Raw genomic sequence first — 17,375 nt, forward strand, 5'->3', positions numbered from 1 at the left:
AAGTGAGGTCGCTTGTTTTTCGGATGCTTACAGCAGGTCGTACTGCTTGAGTTTCTTGCGCAGGGTGCCGCGATTCAGCCCCAGCAGCTCGGAGGCCTTGGTCTGGTTGCCCTTGACGTAGTTCATCACGCACTCGAGCAACGGCGCCTCGACTTCCGAGAGCACCAGGTTGTAGACATCAGTGACGGCCGCACCTTCCAGATGAGCGAAGTAGTTGTGCAACGCCTTCTCGACGCTTCCGCGCAGGGTCTGACCCTCTTCGCTCGGCGTATTGAGGTGTTGTTTCAAATTGACGTTGTCGCTCACGGGTGTTGTTCCACTCACTAAAGTCTCAGTCATCATCGTCATGCGGCCACCTCTTCTTCGTTCCCTGCTGGGCGGGATTTATCGCGCTGGGAAAAGAACTCCCGAACGTTGGCGCACTGTGCTTCTGTATCGTCCAAACGGTTGAAAAGGGCGCGAAACTCCCTGGCGCCCGGCAACGTTGCGAGGTACCAGCCGACGTGTTTGCGGGCGATTCTCACGCCCATCACGTCGCCATAGAACGTGTGAAGCGCAGCCAGATGCTCTAGCAGAATGCGTTCCACTTCACCGACGGGCAGGCCCGGAAGTTTCTCTCCGGTCTGCAGGTAGTGTTCTATCTCGCGAAAAATCCATGGGCGCCCCTGGGCAGCCCGGCCAATCAACAGCCCGTCGGCGCCGGTCGCGTCAAGGACGTAGCGGGCCTTTTCCGGTGAATCGATGTCGCCATTGGCAAACACCGGGATGGACACCGCCTGCTTGATGGCGGCGATGGTGTCGTACTCGGCTTCACCGGTGTAGAGATCGGCACGGGTTCGCCCGTGCACCGCCAGTGCCTGAATGCCGGCTTGCTCGGCGATTCTGGCGACGGTCAGACCATTCTTGTTCGCCCGGTCCCAGCCGGTGCGAATCTTCAGCGTGACCGGTACCTCAACTGCCGCAACCACTGCGTGCAGGATTTCGGTCACCAACTGTTCATCTTTCAACAGCGCGGAGCCGGCGGCCTTGTTGCAGACCTTTTTTGCCGGGCACCCCATGTTGATGTCGATGATCTGCGCGCCGAGTTCGACGTTGGCGCGTGCTGCGTCCGCAAGCATTTGCGGGTCCCCGCCAGCGATCTGTACCGAGCGGGGCTCGGGATCGCCTTCGTGAATCATGCGCAACCGCGACTTGCGGCTGTTCCAGAGGCTCATGTCGCTGGTGACCATTTCCGAGACCACCAGGCCTGCGCCGAGCTGGCGACAGAGTTGTCGGAAGGGCTGGTCGGTGACACCCGCCATCGGGGCGAGAATCAAGCCGTTTTGCAATGTGTAAGGGCCGATGCGTACCGCCGACATAGGGTGACCTGTTGTGGGGCCGAATCACGAGGTCTGGTCCGAAAAGTGCTTCAGCGCCAATTCAGACGGGACCCAGAGTATGAAAAAGGGTGGGCATGATACCCGCTCTCGATGACTGGATAAAGGCTGAATTGGATAAAATCTGAACAGCTCCGTTCTTATCGCAAACGTTTAGGTTTAGGCCGGAATTGTCATAAAAGCGTCGTCGAAATTCGGGCATCTCCTCCCGCGCAGGGTGCTGCATTTCGGTGCGGAGAAACCGGTGTGCGTGGCGTCTTTACTCCGGCGAGCGGAAGCTGAGGCTGTAGTTCGCCGCCTTTGGGCCCGGGTCGAGGATGTCCAGTGCGATGTGAATCGGCGTCTGTGGCGGCATTTCGTCCTTCCCCGCCAGCTCTCCGCTCAGGTACTCACCCGGTTTGAATCGACGGCTGGCAATCAACTGACCCGTCGCATCGGCAAAGCGCAGTTCCAGCAGCGGGAAGGGCTGTGAAAAGGACGCTCGGTTATAGATGATCGCGTCAACGACCAGAGCCCCCTGAAATTCGGGGTGGCTACGCACGACAAGGTTGCTGCTCTTGAGCAGTTTGATATCGACCTTGGACGGGACCTTGCAGCCGAGGGTCGGGCACAGCTCCATGAAGAGGGGACGGTACTGATCCTGCCGCGCCAGTTCTTCGAAGTGGTACGCAACGTACTGCCCGGCCAGTGCGCCCAGCGCAATCAGGACGAACAGCACCCACAGCAGACGTCGACCCCGGCGCGGTTTGGGCTTTTGCCAGGACAGCTGCAGCGGGTCATCCGTAATGTCGACCAGCGCTCTGTCCCGCAGGCCCGGCTCGCTTCGGCCGCGACGACTGCCATCTGCAGTGGTGCGCGGGGCCTCGTCGTGCTCATCATCATCGTGACGTGCGCTGAGGTGATCCTGATCGTCGTGGGTATCCAGGGCGGAAAAGCGTTCCGACGACGGCTCATCGTCGGGTTCGGCTTGATGCTTGAACGAGTGGGGGCGAGCCGGCTCGTCATTCAGGTCGTCCAGATCGTCAGGAGTCCGCGAGAATGACGGCTCGGTACGATGGCGGTCCTGTTGATTGACGGGCTCTTCCAGCGGGCCTTCGTCTATCGTGTGGTCGGTATGCGCTTCGTGTTCCTCGACGACTTCGGCGCGCAGTTCGGGCAGCCGGTCGACATCGTCGTGGCTCATGCCGTGGGCCCACGACTCCTGCGCGACGTCAGGCTCGTCGCGCCGGGCGCTGAAGGACTCGACTTCGTCGTGATCACGCGTCTTGCTGACCCGCCCGAAAGACTCGGGCCGCTGAATCTCGCGCTGTTCGAGACGAGCCAGTTCCACGTCAAGATCGTCCAGATCCAGGCTGTCCAGGTCCACATTACGCTCTTCACGCCTGACCGGCAGCGGCGCTGGCTGGGTCACGACGAGTGACTGCGGCGCCAGGATTTCAGGTTTTTTCTCGGCGCTTTCGGGGTTGGGTCCCGACGTCAGCGGCGCTTCCGGTGTCTTCCCGCTGCGTTGTTCCAGCAACTGTTTCGCGGCGTTGAACACCTGCAGGCATGAGCCACAGCGCACCATGCCTCGGGCCACGCTCAACTGAGCGTGACTGACGCGGAAACTGGTCTGGCAATGCGGGCACTGAGTGACGAAGCTGTCGGTCATGCGGGTATCCGGGTTAAAGAGCGCCTGATGGTTGGATCTTAGGGCAACTGGCTGTCAGCGGCGACGACCGGTGATCCGTACCCAGCCCTCGCGGTTGGCGATCGGGTCCAGTTCGAAAGCGTCGGCGTAAGCAGCAGCGACTTCTTCGCCTTGCTCGGCAAGAATGCCTGACAGCGCCAGGCGGCCACCGGGTTTGACCAGGCTTGCCAACTGCGGCGCCAGAGAAACCAGCGGGCCCGCCAGGATGTTGGCCACCAGCACATCGGCCTGCACCTGGGGCAGGTCTTCAGGCAAGTACAGCGGGAATTTCTCGGCCGGGACGTTGTTGCGACCGGCGTTGTCGCGCGAGGCTTCGAGGGCCTGGACGTCGATGTCGGTGCCGACCGCCTGTTCAGCGCCCAACAGCAGCGCGGCGATGGCGAGGATGCCGGAACCGCAGCCGAAATCCAGCACGTTGCAGCCGGCGAGGTCCTGGCCGTCGAGCCACTCAAGGCACAGCGCGGTGGTCGGATGGGTACCGGTGCCGAATGCAAGGCCCGGATCGAGCAACAGATTCACCGCTTCGGGTTCCGGCGCGGCGTGCCAGCTCGGTACGATCCACAGGCGCTGGCCGAAGCGCATCGGGTTGAAGTTGTCCATCCAGCTGCGTTCCCAGTCCTGATCTTCGATCACTTCATGGGTGTGTTCCGGCAGCTCGGCGTCGGTAAGCAGCCGCAGGTGAGCGAGCACGTGATCGGCATCTGTATCGGCTTCGAACAGTGCCAGCAGGTGCGTGTGCGACCACAGCGGCGTGGTGTTCAGCTCTGGCTCGAAGATCGGCTGGTCTTCAGCGTCCATGAACGTCACCGATACGGCGCCGACTTCGAGCAGGGCGTCTTCGTAGGTTTCGGCTTGTTCTGGGCTAATGGCGAGACGGACTTGCAGCCAAGGCATGGCGGGTGACCTTCGAGTTGAAAAATGAGAAGCGGCCGACGGCCACGAAAGACCGGCAAGTTTACGGGGTTCGCGGGGAAACAACAAAGAGGGTGTGGCGATCTGTGGCGTGCCTGTGATTCTGGTGGGGTGGTGAATCGGTAGGACCGGCTTCAGCCGGGAAGGCGTCGGGCGTCTCACCGCAAATGGTATGGCGATCACATCGACCTGTTCCCGGCTAAAGCCGGTCCTACTGAACAACAAAGCCGCTCGAAAGCGGCTTTGTTTGTCTGCAGCACGTTACTGGCGGATCAATGCTTGTCAGCAGCCAGTTTGTGTTCCAGATAGTGGATGTTGACGCCACCTTCGCAGAAGCCTTCATCGCGGGTCAGATCACGGTGCAGCGGGATGTTGGTCTTGATGCCGTCGACCACGATTTCATCCAGGGCGTTACGCATGCGCGCCATGGCTTCATCGCGCGTGGCGCCCCAGGTGATCAGCTTGCCGATCAACGAGTCGTAGTTGGACGGAACCTTGTAGCCGCTGTACAGGTGCGAATCCACACGCACGCCGTTGCCGCCAGGCGCGTGGAAATGCTTGACCAGGCCCGGGCTCGGGACGAAGGTCTTCGGATCTTCGGCGTTGATCCGGCATTCCAGCGCGTGCCCGGTGATGACCACGTCATCCTGGGTGTACGACAGCTTGTTGCCGGCGGCGATGCTGAGCATCTCCTTGACGATGTCGATACCGGTGACCATCTCCGAGACCGGGTGCTCCACCTGAACACGGGTGTTCATTTCGATGAAGTAGAAGCGGCCGTTCTCGTACAGGAACTCGAACGTGCCGGCGCCACGGTAGCCGATGTCGATGCACGCTTTGACACAGGCCGCGAACACGTCCTTGCGGGCTTGTTCGTCGATGAATGGCGCCGGCGCTTCTTCCAGGACCTTCTGGTGACGGCGCTGCAAGGAGCAGTCGCGGTCGCCCAGATGAATCGCCTGGCCCTGGCCGTCGGAAATCACCTGCACTTCCACGTGGCGCGGATTGGTCAGGTATTTCTCGAGGTAGACCATCGGGTTGCTGAACCAGGCAGCCGCTTCAGCACGGGTCTGCTTGGCCGCTTCGATCAGGTCTTCTTCCTTGTGCACCACGCGCATGCCGCGACCACCGCCGCCGCCAGCGGCCTTGATGATCACCGGATAGCCGACTTCGCGGCCAATGCGCAATGCCGTTTCTTCGTCTTCCGGCAGCGGGCCGTCGGAACCGGGAACGGTCGGCACCTTGGCAAGCTTCATAGCGTCCTTGGCGGACACCTTGTCGCCCATCAGGCGAATGGTTTCGGCTTTCGGGCCGATGAACGCGAAGCCGGACTTCTCGACCTGCTCGGCAAAGTCTGCGTTTTCCGCGAGGAAACCGTAGCCCGGGTGAATCGCCGTGGCGCCGGTCAGCTCTGCAGCCGAAATGATGGCCGGAATGTTCAGGTACGACAGGTTGGCTGGCGCCGGTCCGATGCAGACGGTTTCGTCTGCCAGGCCAAGGTGCATCAGCTCACGGTCTGCCGTGGAATGGACCGCGACGGTCTTGATGCCCAGTTCTTTACAGGCACGCAAGATGCGCAAGGCGATTTCGCCGCGGTTGGCGATCAGGACTTTTTCCAACATCGCAGGCTCTCCCCGGTTCAAACGATGGTGAACAGCGGCTGGTCATACTCAACCGGCTGACCGTTTTCTACCAGGATGGATTCGATCGTGCCGCTGACTTCGGCTTCGATGTGGTTCATCATTTTCATCGCTTCAACGATGCAGATCGTGTCGCCTTTCTTGACGGTCTTGCCGACTTCAACGAACGCTGGCGAGCCAGGCGCCGGGGTGCGGTAGAACGTACCGACCATTGGCGACTTGATGACATTGCCGGCGTGCTGTGGAGCAACTGGTGCTTCAGCGGCGGCGGCCACTGGCGCTGCAACAGGGGCAGGAGCCGGAGCGGCGACCGGAGCCGGCGCGTAGTACTGCTGTGCTGGAGTCTTGCTGTGACGGCTGATCCGTACGGATTCTTCGCCTTCACGGATTTCCAATTCGTCGATGCCGGACTCTTCCAGCAATTCGATCAGTTTCTTGACTTTACGGATATCCATTAATCATCAACTCCCAAGGGACGGTCAGGGGGATTTGGTAGCCGGTTCCGGCGGTCTGGCTCAGTACGGGACTGTGCCGTTCACGCCTCCGAACGCTTGGCCAATTGTTCCAGGGCGGCCTCCAGGGCCAGTCGGTAACCGCTGGCGCCAAGGCCGCAGATCACGCCTACAGCAACATCTGAAAAGTAGGAGTGATGGCGGAAAGGTTCGCGCTTGTGCACGTTTGACAGGTGCACTTCGATGAATGGGATGCTCACTCCCAGCAGCGCGTCACGTATCGCAACGCTTGTGTGCGTAAAAGCAGCCGGATTGATCAGGATGAAGTCCACGCCTTCATCGCGTGCAGCGTGGATGCGGTCGATCAACTCGTATTCAGCGTTGCTCTGCAGGTACATCAGATGGTGACCAGCTTCGCGCGCACGCTGTTCCAGATCCTGGTTGATGTCGGCCAACGTGATCGAGCCATAGATCCCCGGTTCGCGGGTACCCAGCAGGTTCAGGTTAGGTCCGTGAAGAACCAGAAAAGTCGCCATCGAGTGTTCCTTGTTGTTCGCGTTTTCGACGCTCACGCACAGAGTGAGCCGCTGATGGGCAGCGACTATGCCGGAAAGTACGATGGACTGTCCAGTTACCCACAATATTCAGCACGATGCCCGATGTTCGCGCGAAGTTTGTGACTCTGACGCTAAATTTGGTCATTTGCTCTAGAAAGCCGCTCTGCGAACGCGTCTACGTCGATTTCGCCGACGACACGCGCGTTTCCAAGCTCGTTGCCGTTTTTTCCGAAGAACAGCAGCGCGGGAGGGCCAAACAGTTTGTAGCGATCCAGCAGGGCGCGTTGCTCGGCGTCGCTGTCGGTCATGTCGAAGCGGATCAGCCTGAAACCGCCCAACTGACTGACGACTTTCGGATCAGGGAGAACCTCGTGCTCGATGACCTTGCAACTGATACACCAGTCGGCGTACCAGTCGACCAGAACGGGTTGGCCCGCGCTTTTGGATTCCGCAAGGATTCGGTCCAGCTCGCTGGCCTGAGTCACGGTCTGCCAGCGGCTTTCTGACGCAGGTGCAGCAGAAGCTGAAATGATCCGCGATTGACCCAGCGGTCGCAGCGGGTCCGTCTGACCACTCAGCGCCCCGTACCAGCACGCGAGGGCGTAAACCAGCAAGAACAAGCCGAGCAATTGAGCGAGGCGCGCGCGCGTGGTTTTTTCGCCGAACTCCAGCGCGCCTAGAAAGATCGCAACGCCAGCCCCTAGCAGCCCGATCAACAGCAACGTGGCTTGCCCCGGAATCACCCGGCTGAGCAAGCCGATTGATAGCGCCAGCAACAGCACGCCGATCGCATTCTTCACCGAGACCAACCACGGCCCGCTTTTCGGTAGCCACGCCGCGCCGCCCGTTGCCACCAGCACCAGCGGTGCGCCCATGCCCAGGCCCAGGACGAACAGCTTCAAGGCCCCGCCAATGGCATCGCCGCTGGCGCTTATATAAAGCAGTGCACCGGCCAGCGGCGCCGAGACACAGGGCGACACCAACAGGCTCGACACCACGCCCAGAACTGCCGCCCCCCACAGAGACCCGCCTTGGGTATTGCCGGCGATGCGGTCCAGCCGGTCATTGAGGGCACGGGGCAGGCGCAGCTCGAACACGCCGAACATGGCGACGGCGAAGAGCGCAAAGAACCCGGCAAATGGCACGAGGACCCACGCCGATTGCAGGCGTGCTTGCAGATTGAGGCTGGCGCCAAAAATGCCCATCAGTGCGCCGAGGATGGCGAAGCAGATCGCCATCGGCAGCACGTAGGCCAGGGACAAAGAGAAACCGCGCAGCCCGCCGATCTGCCCACGCAGGACGACGCCCGACAGGATCGGCAGCATCGGTAACACGCACGGCGTGAATGTCAGACCGACGCCGGCGAGGAAAAACAGTGCCAGTTGTTTCCAGCTGAATTCGACGTTGGTGACATCGCCCGCGAGTGGGGTATCGGACGCTGCGGGGCTCGCGCCGCCAATGTTCAATCGCTCGGTTTCGGGAGGGTAGCAGAGCCCTTTGTCTGCGCAGCCTTGGTAGGTGACGACAAGCGTGAAAGGGCGGGTGTCCCCGGCTTTGCGCGGCAGGTTGACGTCGAGGATGCCGTGATAGACCTCGACGTCGCCAAAATACTCGTCGTGTTTCTTTTCGCCATCCGGCAGTTGCGCGGCGCCGAGGCCGATGTCAGCGGGTTCGGTGCGGAACTGAAAGCGATGGCGATACAGGTAGTAGCCTTCGGTGGCGACGAACTGCAGCTTGATGGACTCCGGAGTGGTGTCGCTGAGGTTCAACTGGAACGCCTGGCGAACCGGGAGAAAATCCTTGCTGTTGTCGACTGATGCGCCGCCCAGTGTGGGACTTGATCTGTTCTCCAGAAAGCTCGCGCCGACGGCGGGCAGGGCACAGATCAGCAGTAACAGACAAAGCAGGCGGCGCATGGCGGTCTCGCATCACAGAAGTCCGCGCATGATAACGGAGTGGCTGCGGGCGTGCAGGGAGGGCTAGCGTTCTTCGGTCTGAACTTCGGTCTGAAAATGAGGCAGGAAGCAGCAGTCAAACAGTGTCCGGCTGGGGGTGTTTAGTTGATGGCGACGCTGCAACGCGCTCCGCCAGCCCATGCACTTGATTGCGGCCTGCCTTTTTTGCGCGGTACAGCGCTTCGTCTGCCTGCGAGGCCATCATCAGCGCGTCGTCGTCCTCGGCGATCTCCACGACCCCGGCGCTGAACGTGCAGAACAGATCCACAGGTTGCGCAGGGTAATGAATTTCGGCGAAACGCTGGCGGATTTCGTCGAGCAAACCGTGGGCGTCTGCCAGATCAGTGTCCGGCATGACCACGGCAAACTCCTCACCACCATAGCGACCGATGTAGTCGGTTTTGCGCAGACGCTGCTTGAGGAACAGCGCCAGGCTTTTGATGACGCGGTCGCCCATGGGATGGCCGTGGCTGTCGTTGACCCTCTTGAAGTGGTCGATGTCCAGCATGGCAAAGCTCAGAGGCTTGTTCTCACGCCGCGCGCGGAAGCTGGAATCTTCGAGCAATTGCAGGATGTGGGTGTGGTTGTATAGGCCGGTCAGGCTGTCGCGGACCATGCGCGCTTTAAGGTTGCGCGCCCGTGCCGCGCGATTGCGCACGGTGGTGATCAGGTGGCGAGCCTTGATCGGCTTTGTGAGAAAGTCATCGCCGCCCTCGCTCATCGCATCCAGCTGTTTATCCAGATCGTCTTCGGCCGAAAGGTAAATGATCGGCACGCTGACGTAGCGGTCATTGTGGCGGATCACCTTGGCCAGCTCGGTGCCGGTGCAGGCTGGCATGTACATGTCGAGGATGATCAGGTCCGGCTGAAAGTCGGCCAGCTCCGACATGGTCTTGATCGGGTCGAGCAGGGTGCGGGTGACGATGCCGGCGCCGTTGAGCAAGCGTTCGGTGTGCGTCGCCTGGGCGCGCGAGTCGTCGATGATCAGCACCTTATACGGTGCGTATTGCGCAACCCGGGTCAGGATTTCGATCTTCTCCAGCAGACTGGACGCCTCAAGAGTGCCGGTCAGGAACTCTTCGCCACCGGCGCGCACGGCGGCAAGGCGCGTGGGCGTGTCCGTCTCGTGATGGCTGAAAAACAGCAGCGGTAGTTTCTGCTCCAGTCCTTCCTGCATCCGGGTAGCGAGCTTCAGGCCCTGGCCCGCGCCACCGAAGTCCACATCCATGACGACGGCGGCGGGCAAGCGTTCGGCCATGGTCATGTGGAAGGCCTCAATGCTTGCGAAGGACTGCGCGCTCAAGCCGAAGAATTCCAGCTGCCTGGCCAGACGCTCGCTGCGTTCATGATCCTGCAGCGCGAGGTAGATTGGCTTTCGCAGGGGCGGCAGGGCGGTTTGCTCCAGACGGTCGCCATGCCGGAGGCCGGTGCGGGACAGGCGTTGCATCAGGCGATTGAGGTCGGTAATCAGGGCGCTGCTCAACTGTCCACGGTTGGCCTCGACGTCAAGCAATGCCAAGTCGATCGCGGTAGCCAGTTGCGTGTGTTCGGCTTGCTCGAAACGTTCGGCGAATCGCAGCAGCCGCCGGTTGGCCTCGATGAGTTCAGCCATGTCCGTTGCCGACCATTCACTTTGCTGCAGGCGTTGCCACACCTCAAGGATCTGACGAGCCTGATGGATTACCCGCTGGGCAAAGTGGTGTTTGAGTCTGTCGCGGCTCGGATCTGCTGCTTCGGTCATGCTCTGACTTCTTTAATGGGGAAACCCCAATACCAATGCTGGCGCTATGCTAGCACTAGTTTTCTCAAGTCAGGATGCCGCAAGTCAATTTCTCGTTATTTTTGACGGTTATCCCCCGTCAAATATTTAGCCTTTGAAGCGCCTGCTTAGTCTGCAGCAAATGCGAACCGCCGGATGGAAGGCAGAACCGGCATAGGCCGGGGAGGCATCGGAAAGGGCGACGCAGGATTCAGAGTCCGATTGACTCGATTGCTAAACAAATGCACTTGCCATCACATTCCTGCCAAACGCACCTTGCTGTAAGGTTGCGGTCAGAAGCACTGAATTCCGTGATTGAAAGGACAAGGCCATGCTGGATTGGAAGAAGCGCTCGGGCAGCGCGGGAACTGAACGCGCTGACGAAAAGCCCATGGGCAAAGCGCCGCGCGGTTATTGGGGCGGCCTGTTGTTCAGTCGCGCCGTCGGGGCTGTGGTGGGTATTTATCTGGTTGTCACCGTGGTGCTCGGCATCTGGTGGAGCAGCGAGCCGCCCCTGTTTCCGGTCCAGCAGCAAGCCCAGGCTGCTGCGCAAAGTGAAGGCAAGCAGATGGTGCTGGGCTACACCACCGTCGAGACCCTCAAGACCGTCGCGTCTACCTTGCTGGATAAACCGGGCGGTTACATTTCCAACGATCGTTCGCCGCCCGGCCTGTGGATGGACAACATGCCGAGCTGGGAATACGGCGTGCTGGTTCAGGTCCGCGACCTGAGCCGTGCCTTGCGTAAAGACTTCGCTCGATCGCAGTCCCAATCCGCCGAAGATGGCGACCTGGCGCGCGCCGAGCCGCTGTTCAACTTCGACAACAAAAGCTGGGTGCTGCCTTCCAGCGAGTCCCAATACCGCGACGGCATCGCTGCGTTGAGCCGCTACCAGGCGCGCCTGTCTGACCCGAATCAGAAGGGCGCACTGTTCTACACACGTGCCGACAACCTGAATAACTGGCTGGGCGACGTCGGTACACGTCTGGGCTCCTTGTCCCAGCGGCTGTCCGCCAGCGTGGGTCGGGTCAAACTGAACAGCACCCTGAAAACCGAGGCGCAGTCCACGGTCACGGTCAAGCCGGGAGAAGTCCCGCAGGTTGACGAAGAAATCGTCGAAACCCCATGGATGCAAATCGACAACGTCTTCTATGAAGCACGCGGTCAGGCCTGGGCGCTGTCGCACTTGCTGCGCGCGATCGAGGTCGATTTCGCCGATGTTCTGGCGAAGAAGAATGCAACCGTGAGCGTGCGTCAGATCATTCGTGAACTGGAGGCCTCGCAAGAGCCGATCTGGAGCCCGATGATCCTCAACGGCAGCCCTTTCGGTATCTTCGCCAACCACTCGCTGGTCATGGCCAACTACCTGTCCCGTGCCAACGCGGCGGTGATTGACCTGCGTCAGCTGCTGTCTCAAGGCTGATCGGTGAATGTTTCCAATCAAGAGGCCGCCCACCGTGCGGCCTCCGATGCCGAGCTGATTGCCTGGGTTGATCGTCACGATCAAGTCCTCGGCGCGCTGCCCCGGGCAGAGCTGCGTGAGCGCGGACTTATCGGACGCGGCACCTACATTCTTCTGTTCAACTCGGCGGGCGAGCTGTGTGTGCATCGACGCATGCTGAGCAAGGCGATCTATCCCGGGTATTGGGATGTGGCGGCGGGCGGCATGGTGCAGGCTGATGAGAGCTACGAGCTGTCGGCGGCGCGCGAGCTCGAAGAAGAACTGGGCGTCTCTGGCGTACCGCTTACCCCTCACGAATGTTTCTTCTTTGATCAGCCGGACAACCGACTGTGGTGCGCGGTGTTCTCGGCGGTCTGGGACGGACCGTTGAAACTGCAACCGGAAGAAGTGCTGGAAGCGCGCTTTCTCAGCATCAGCCAAGTGATGCGCGAAACCACCGAAAAGCCTTACTGCCCTGACTCGCTGGCCGCCTTCAAGCGCTATTTGGAAGGCGTCGCAAATGTCCCGTAAATTGGCGCATATTTGCACTTAGCATCTGCGACATTTGCCGTTACACTGCGCGACTTTTCACGCCGGACCGCCCTTGCGATCCGGTTGCGCTGCCCCTGCCTGAGTGGGGCTTCGCGGTCGGCTCCCGTCGGCCAGACTTCGCTCCTCAACAAGAGGATTGCCGGTGGCCAAAAAAGCCGCATCCTTCGCCGCCCTCGGTGGCCTGGTATTTTCAACCGACGCCGGTCGGCATTGTCCCGACTGCCGTCAGCCCGTCGACGCCTGCACCTGCAAACGCACGCTCATCCCGGAAGGTGATGGCATCGCTCGCGTGCGCCGTGAAAGCAAAGGCCGTGGCGGCAAGACCGTCACGACTGTCACCGGCGTTCCGCTGGCTGAAGACGCGCTCAAGGACCTGGCTAAGACCCTCAAGCAACGTTGCGGAACCGGCGGCGCGCTGAAGGATGGCGTGATCGAAATCCAGGGTGACCACGTCGAAACGCTGTTGGCCGAGTTGGTCAAGCAGGGTTTCAAGGCGAAAAAGTCAGGCGGTTGAGCCATCGGGTTCAAGCCCGTTTATTTTTGTCGTCGGTCTGGCCGCAGTCATCCCTGCAAACTCTGCTGCGCAATGCGGGTCTATTGCCCCACAGCGAGCAGGCGCCAAACCGTCATTTCCACGCTCTACACTGCGCCCAGCCGGTCAGGCCGGGGCTTTATGACTTTTCTATAGGGGACTTTGATGTCCGTACGACGCACACGCAAAGACGATGGCAGCCAATGGACCGTGGCAGACAGCCGCAGTGTCTACGGGATCCGTCATTGGGGGGCCGGTTATTTCGCAATCAATGAGGCCGGCCGCGTTGAAGTTCGCCCCAACGGGCCGACCAGCTCGCCCATCGATCTTTACGAGCAGGTCGATCAGCTGCGCAAGAGCGGCTTGTCCCTGCCATTGCTGGTGCGTTTCCCAGACATTCTGCAGGACCGGGTGCGCCAACTGACCGGTGCGTTCGACGAAAACATCGCCCGCCTGGAATACCAGAGCAAATACACCGCGCTGTACCCGATCAAGGTCAACCAGCAAGAGGCGGTGGTGGAAAACATCATCGCCACGCAAAACGTTTCCATCGGCCTCGAAGCCGGCTCCAAGCCTGAGCTGATGGCCGTGCTGGCCCTGGCGCCGAAGGGCGGCACCATCGTCTGCAACGGCTACAAGGACCGCGAGTTCATCCGTTTGGCCTTGATGGGTCAGAAGCTGGGCCACAACGTCTTTATCGTCATCGAGAAAGAATCCGAAGTCGAACTGGTCATCGAAGAAGCCGCCGAGCTGAAGGTCGCGCCGCAAGTGGGTCTTCGCGTACGCCTGTCGTCCCTGGCTTCCAGCAAGTGGGCGGACACCGGTGGCGAGAAGTCCAAGTTCGGGCTGTCGGCCGCTCAATTGCTGTCCGTCGTCGACCGCTTCACCAAGGCAGGGCTCGATCAGGGCATTCGTCTGCTGCACTTCCACATGGGTTCGCAGATCGCCAACCTGGCCGACTACCAGCATGGTTTCAAGGAAGCGATTCGTTACTACGGCGAGCTGCGCAACCTTGGCCTGCCGGTGGACCACATCGACGTGGGCGGCGGTCTGGGTGTCGACTACGACGGCACGCATTCGCGCAACGCCAGTTCGATCAACTACGACATGGACGATTACGCCGGTGTCGTGGTCGGGATGCTCAAGGAGTTCTGCGACGCGCAGGGCCTGCCGCATCCGCACATATTTTCGGAAAGCGGCCGCTCGCTGACCGCGCACCACGCCATGCTGGTGATCCAGGTGACGGACGTCGAGCGTCATAACGACGAAGTGCCGGAAATCACCGACAAGGAAAGCCTGCCGGAAACCCTGCAGTGGCTGATCGATCTGCTCGGCCCGACCGACATCGAAATGGTCACCGAGACCTACTGGCGCGCCACGCACTACATGAGTGACATCGCTACACAGTATTCCGATGGCAAGATCACCCTGGCGCAAAAGGCCCTGGGCGAGCAGTGCTACTTCGCGGTGTGCCGCCGTTTGCACAACTCGCTGAAAGCCCGTCAGCGCTCTCATCGTCAGGTGCTCGACGAACTCAACGACAAGCTGGCCGACAAGTACATCTGCAACTTCTCGGTGTTCCAGAGCCTGCCGGACACCTGGGCGATTGATCAGGTGCTGCCGATCATTCCGCTGCATCGTCTGGACGAAGAGCCGCTGCGTCGCGCCGTGCTGCAAGACCTGACCTGCGACTCCGACGGCAAGATCAATCAGTACGTCGACGAGCAGAGCATCGAGACCAGCCTGCCGGTTCACGCATTGAAGGAAGGCGAGGATTACTTGCTGGGCGTGTTCCTGGTCGGCGCCTATCAGGAAATTCTGGGCGACATGCACAACCTGTTTGGTGACACCGACTCGGTGAATATCTATCAGAACCAGGATGGCAGCGCGTATTCGGCAGGGATCGAAACCCACGACACCATCGAAGACATGCTGCGCTACGTGCACTTGTCGCCGGAAGAACTGATGACCCATTACCGGGACAAAGTCGCTAGCGCCAAGATCACCCCGCGCGAGCGCACCCAGTTTCTGGACGCCTTGCGTCTGGGCCTGACACGGTCGTCCTACCTGTCGTCGTGATGATGTAGCGACTCCCAAAAACGGGCCCTTGTGGCCCGTTTTCGTTGTCTGCAAAGCAACGCGTCCTCCACTGTTTCGGGAGCATGAACGATGATCAAACTGGCGCTCAAACCAGTGTTCTCCGCCTGGCTGATGACCTTGTTGATGGCCTGCTCGCCGTTGAAGGTGCTCAACGCGTTTAACCCGGGCGACACGTTCAACAGAACGTCCGATCTGGCTTACGGCCCGGACCCGCGCAATAAACTCGACATCTACACGCCCAAAGATGCAGCGCCGGACGCGCCCGTCGTCGTGTTTTTCTATGGCGGCAGCTGGATCAGCGGATCGCGGGGTGATTACGCCTTCGTCGGTGAGGCGCTGGCGTCCCGGGGCATCGTTGCGGTACTTGCCGATTACCGTTTGTACCCGCAAGTGCACTACCAGGAGCTGCTGCGGGACAGTGCCCAGGCGGTGGGCTGGACCCACGCGCACATTCGTCAGTTCGGCGGTGATCCGGCAAAGTTGTACGTGATGGGCCACAGTGCCGGGGCTTACAACGCGGCGATGCTGGCCCTGGATCCGCAGTGGCTGGCGGCGGCGGGCACGACACCTTCCATCATCAAGGGCTGGATCGGTCTGGCCGGACCCTATGATTTTCTGCCCATCGAAGATCCGGAAGTGATGCCAGTGTTTTACTTCCCGAACTCACCACCCGACTCCCAGCCCATCAACCATGTCAGCGCAGCGTCACCGCCGGCGTTGCTGATCGCTTCCGTGGAAGACACAGAAGTAAACCCACAACGCAACACGGGGGGCATGGCCAGTCGTTTGCGCGCTCAAGGCGTGTCAGTGCGCGAGGTGTATTTCTCTCGCACAAGTCACCGCACGCTGGTGGGTGCACTTGCCCGCCCGTTACGCAGCCTGGCGCCGGTGCTGGAGGAGGTCGCAGCCTTTATCCACGCCCAGGATCAGGCGCAGGTGTCGAGCGTCTCGGTCAGCCATTGAACCAGGCGCCGCTGCGGTTGAGCTTCAACGCCAGATACCCCAGCGTCAGCGCCCTTAATGCCATGAACAGCAAAAACGCCAGCCACAGACCATGATTGCCGAACCCGTTTGCCAGCCAGGCGAACGGTGCGGTGATCAATGCCGTGACGACCATCGCGTTGCGCATCTCGCGGGCACGGGTGGCGCCGATGAACAGGCCGTCGAGCAAGTAACTCCAGACCGCTACAAAGGGCAGCACGGCAAGATAGGGCAGATAAACGAAGGCGATGTCGCGCACTGCGGTGATGTCGGTTTGCATCTCGATGAACAGGTGCCCGCCGAGCAGGAACAGCCCCACAAACGCGACGCTGCAAATCAGCGACCAGCCTCCGGAGACATTCAACGAGCGCCGCAGCGCGTCGCGATCCCGTGCGCCGATGGCGTGCCCGCAGAGGGCTTCGACGGCATGGGCCAGTCCGTCCAGCGCGTGGGCCATCAGCAGCAGCCCATTAAGCAGCAGCGCATTGGCGGCCACAGTGGCATCGCCCAGTCGCGCGCCTTGCACCGTGATCAAAAAGAACACCGATTGCAGGATCAGGCTGCGAATGAAGATATCGCGATTGACCGTGAGCAGCGGTCGCCAGCTCTGCCAGCGCTTGAGGGCAGATAACGCCAAGTGCCCCGGATACGCGCGCAGACCTCTGTGGGTGAGGGCGAGGCCAAGCAGTGCGCCGGTCCATTCGGCGATGACCGATGCCCGCGCGCTGCCCACCACGCCCCAGTCCAGGCCCATGACGAACCACAGGTTCAGCGCGATGTTGACGAGGTTGGTGGTCAGCAGAATCGCCAGCGGCGCCCGGGCGTTTTGCAGCCCGAGGAACCAGCCCACCAGCGCGTAACTTGCCAGCGCAGCAGGCAACCCGAACAAGCGGGTATGGAAAAAGTCGCGGGTCAGGTCGTTGAGATCCTCCGAAGGCTGCATCATTTCCAGCGCCAGGTGCTGGAAGGGCAGGCCGATCAACCCGAGCAGCACCGAAAACCCCATCGCCAGCAGCAAGCCCTGCAGTAACACCTGACGCAGCGCCGCGCCGTCGTCGCGCCCGGCGGCCTGGGCGGCAAACCCGGTCGTGCCCATGCGCAGGAAACCCATGGCCCAGGCGAGAAAGCTGTACAGCGTGCCGCCGACCGCGACAGCGCCGAGCTGGTGGGCGTGGGGCAAATGGCCGATGACCGTGCTGTCCACCAGTGAAACCAGCGGCACGGAGATATTCGACAGGATCATCGGCGCCGCCAGCGCCCACACTTGCCGATGCGTCGCACGCTGACGCCAGTCGTTGAAAAAGTTGGACATGAAGGCTCCCGGGCAAGCGCGCGAGTGTAGCGAGAACAAACGCACAAACCCACGGTCTATCTGCGCGCCGCGCTTTACGATTGTCAAAGCGGTGCTATAACTTCTGCTCCCTCATC

At 60.9% G+C, this 17,375-nt stretch carries 15 protein-coding genes; 5 read left to right on the plus strand and 10 right to left on the minus strand.

Annotation, left to right across the window (positions count from 1 at the left end; genetic code table 11):
* Positions 1 to 27 precede the first annotated feature (27 nt).
* The 9 genes from fis to FX982_RS10555 form a co-directional block, all read right to left on the minus strand.
* Positions 28 to 348: a DNA-binding transcriptional regulator Fis gene (gene fis / locus FX982_RS10515; RefSeq protein ID WP_007907419.1), complete on the minus strand. Its 321-nt coding sequence runs from the start codon at positions 346 to 348 to the stop codon at positions 28 to 30.
* Positions 345 to 1,358: a tRNA dihydrouridine synthase DusB gene (dusB, locus tag FX982_RS10520; protein ID WP_122533752.1), complete on the minus strand. Its 1,014-nt coding sequence runs from the start codon at positions 1,356 to 1,358 to the stop codon at positions 345 to 347. The genes fis and dusB overlap by 4 nt, the downstream gene beginning before the upstream one ends.
* Positions 1,359 to 1,635: 277 nt before the next feature.
* Complete coding sequence (locus FX982_RS10525) at positions 1,636 to 3,027, minus strand: DUF3426 domain-containing protein (RefSeq protein WP_172610590.1); 1,392 nt, start codon at positions 3,025 to 3,027, stop codon at positions 1,636 to 1,638.
* Positions 3,028 to 3,081: 54 nt separating this feature from the next.
* Positions 3,082 to 3,960, minus strand: coding sequence for a 50S ribosomal protein L11 methyltransferase (gene prmA, locus FX982_RS10530; RefSeq protein WP_172610591.1), 879 nt, complete (start codon positions 3,958 to 3,960; stop codon positions 3,082 to 3,084).
* Between the two features lie 290 nt (positions 3,961 to 4,250).
* Positions 4,251 to 5,600 carry an acetyl-CoA carboxylase biotin carboxylase subunit gene (gene accC / locus FX982_RS10535; protein WP_172610592.1) on the minus strand — a complete coding sequence of 450 codons (1,350 nt, stop codon included), beginning with the start codon at positions 5,598 to 5,600 and terminating at the stop codon, positions 4,251 to 4,253.
* 17 nt (positions 5,601 to 5,617) lie between these two features.
* Positions 5,618 to 6,073, minus strand: coding sequence for an acetyl-CoA carboxylase biotin carboxyl carrier protein (gene accB, locus FX982_RS10540; protein ID WP_172610593.1), 456 nt, complete (start codon positions 6,071 to 6,073; stop codon positions 5,618 to 5,620).
* A gap of 80 nt (positions 6,074 to 6,153) precedes the next feature.
* A complete protein-coding gene (gene aroQ, locus FX982_RS10545) occupies positions 6,154 to 6,606 on the minus strand; it encodes a type II 3-dehydroquinate dehydratase (protein WP_065987726.1) in 453 nt (150 codons plus the stop codon).
* A gap of 152 nt (positions 6,607 to 6,758) precedes the next feature.
* Complete coding sequence (locus tag FX982_RS10550) at positions 6,759 to 8,543, minus strand: protein-disulfide reductase DsbD (RefSeq protein WP_172610594.1); 1,785 nt, start codon at positions 8,541 to 8,543, stop codon at positions 6,759 to 6,761.
* A 115-nt stretch (positions 8,544 to 8,658) separates the two neighbouring features.
* Positions 8,659 to 10,323, minus strand: coding sequence for a response regulator (locus tag FX982_RS10555; protein ID WP_172610595.1), 1,665 nt, complete (start codon positions 10,321 to 10,323; stop codon positions 8,659 to 8,661).
* A 409-nt stretch (positions 10,324 to 10,732) separates the two neighbouring features.
* Here FX982_RS10555 and FX982_RS10560 point away from each other — a divergent pair, with 409 nt between their 5' ends.
* The 5 genes from FX982_RS10560 to FX982_RS10580 all read left to right on the plus strand — a co-directional run bounded on the left by FX982_RS10560 (position 10,733) and on the right by FX982_RS10580 (position 15,929).
* Complete coding sequence (locus tag FX982_RS10560) at positions 10,733 to 11,764, plus strand: DUF2333 family protein (RefSeq protein WP_438826322.1); 1,032 nt, start codon at positions 10,733 to 10,735, stop codon at positions 11,762 to 11,764.
* 3 nt (positions 11,765 to 11,767) lie between these two features.
* A complete protein-coding gene (locus FX982_RS10565) occupies positions 11,768 to 12,313 on the plus strand; it encodes an NUDIX hydrolase (RefSeq protein ID WP_172610597.1) in 546 nt (181 codons plus the stop codon).
* 163 nt (positions 12,314 to 12,476) lie between these two features.
* Entirely contained in the window at positions 12,477 to 12,848 is a 372-nt protein-coding gene (locus FX982_RS10570) for a translation initiation factor Sui1 (protein WP_122533743.1), read from the plus strand.
* Between the two features lie 183 nt (positions 12,849 to 13,031).
* The gene (gene speA, locus FX982_RS10575) at positions 13,032 to 14,945 is read left to right on the plus strand and encodes an arginine decarboxylase (RefSeq protein ID WP_172610598.1); all 1,914 of its coding nucleotides are present in this window, start codon (positions 13,032 to 13,034) and stop codon (positions 14,943 to 14,945) included.
* Between the two features lie 90 nt (positions 14,946 to 15,035).
* Positions 15,036 to 15,929: an alpha/beta hydrolase gene (locus FX982_RS10580; protein WP_172610599.1), complete on the plus strand. Its 894-nt coding sequence runs from the start codon at positions 15,036 to 15,038 to the stop codon at positions 15,927 to 15,929.
* Here FX982_RS10580 and FX982_RS10585 read toward each other — a convergent pair.
* Entirely contained in the window at positions 15,919 to 17,259 is a 1,341-nt protein-coding gene (locus FX982_RS10585) for an MATE family efflux transporter (protein WP_172610600.1), read from the minus strand. The genes FX982_RS10580 and FX982_RS10585 overlap by 11 nt on opposite strands.
* Positions 17,260 to 17,375: the final 116 nt, after the last annotated feature.

Origin of the sequence: Pseudomonas graminis, from assembly GCF_013201545.1 — a bacterium.
Classification (GTDB): Bacteria; Pseudomonadota; Gammaproteobacteria; order Pseudomonadales; family Pseudomonadaceae; genus Aquipseudomonas.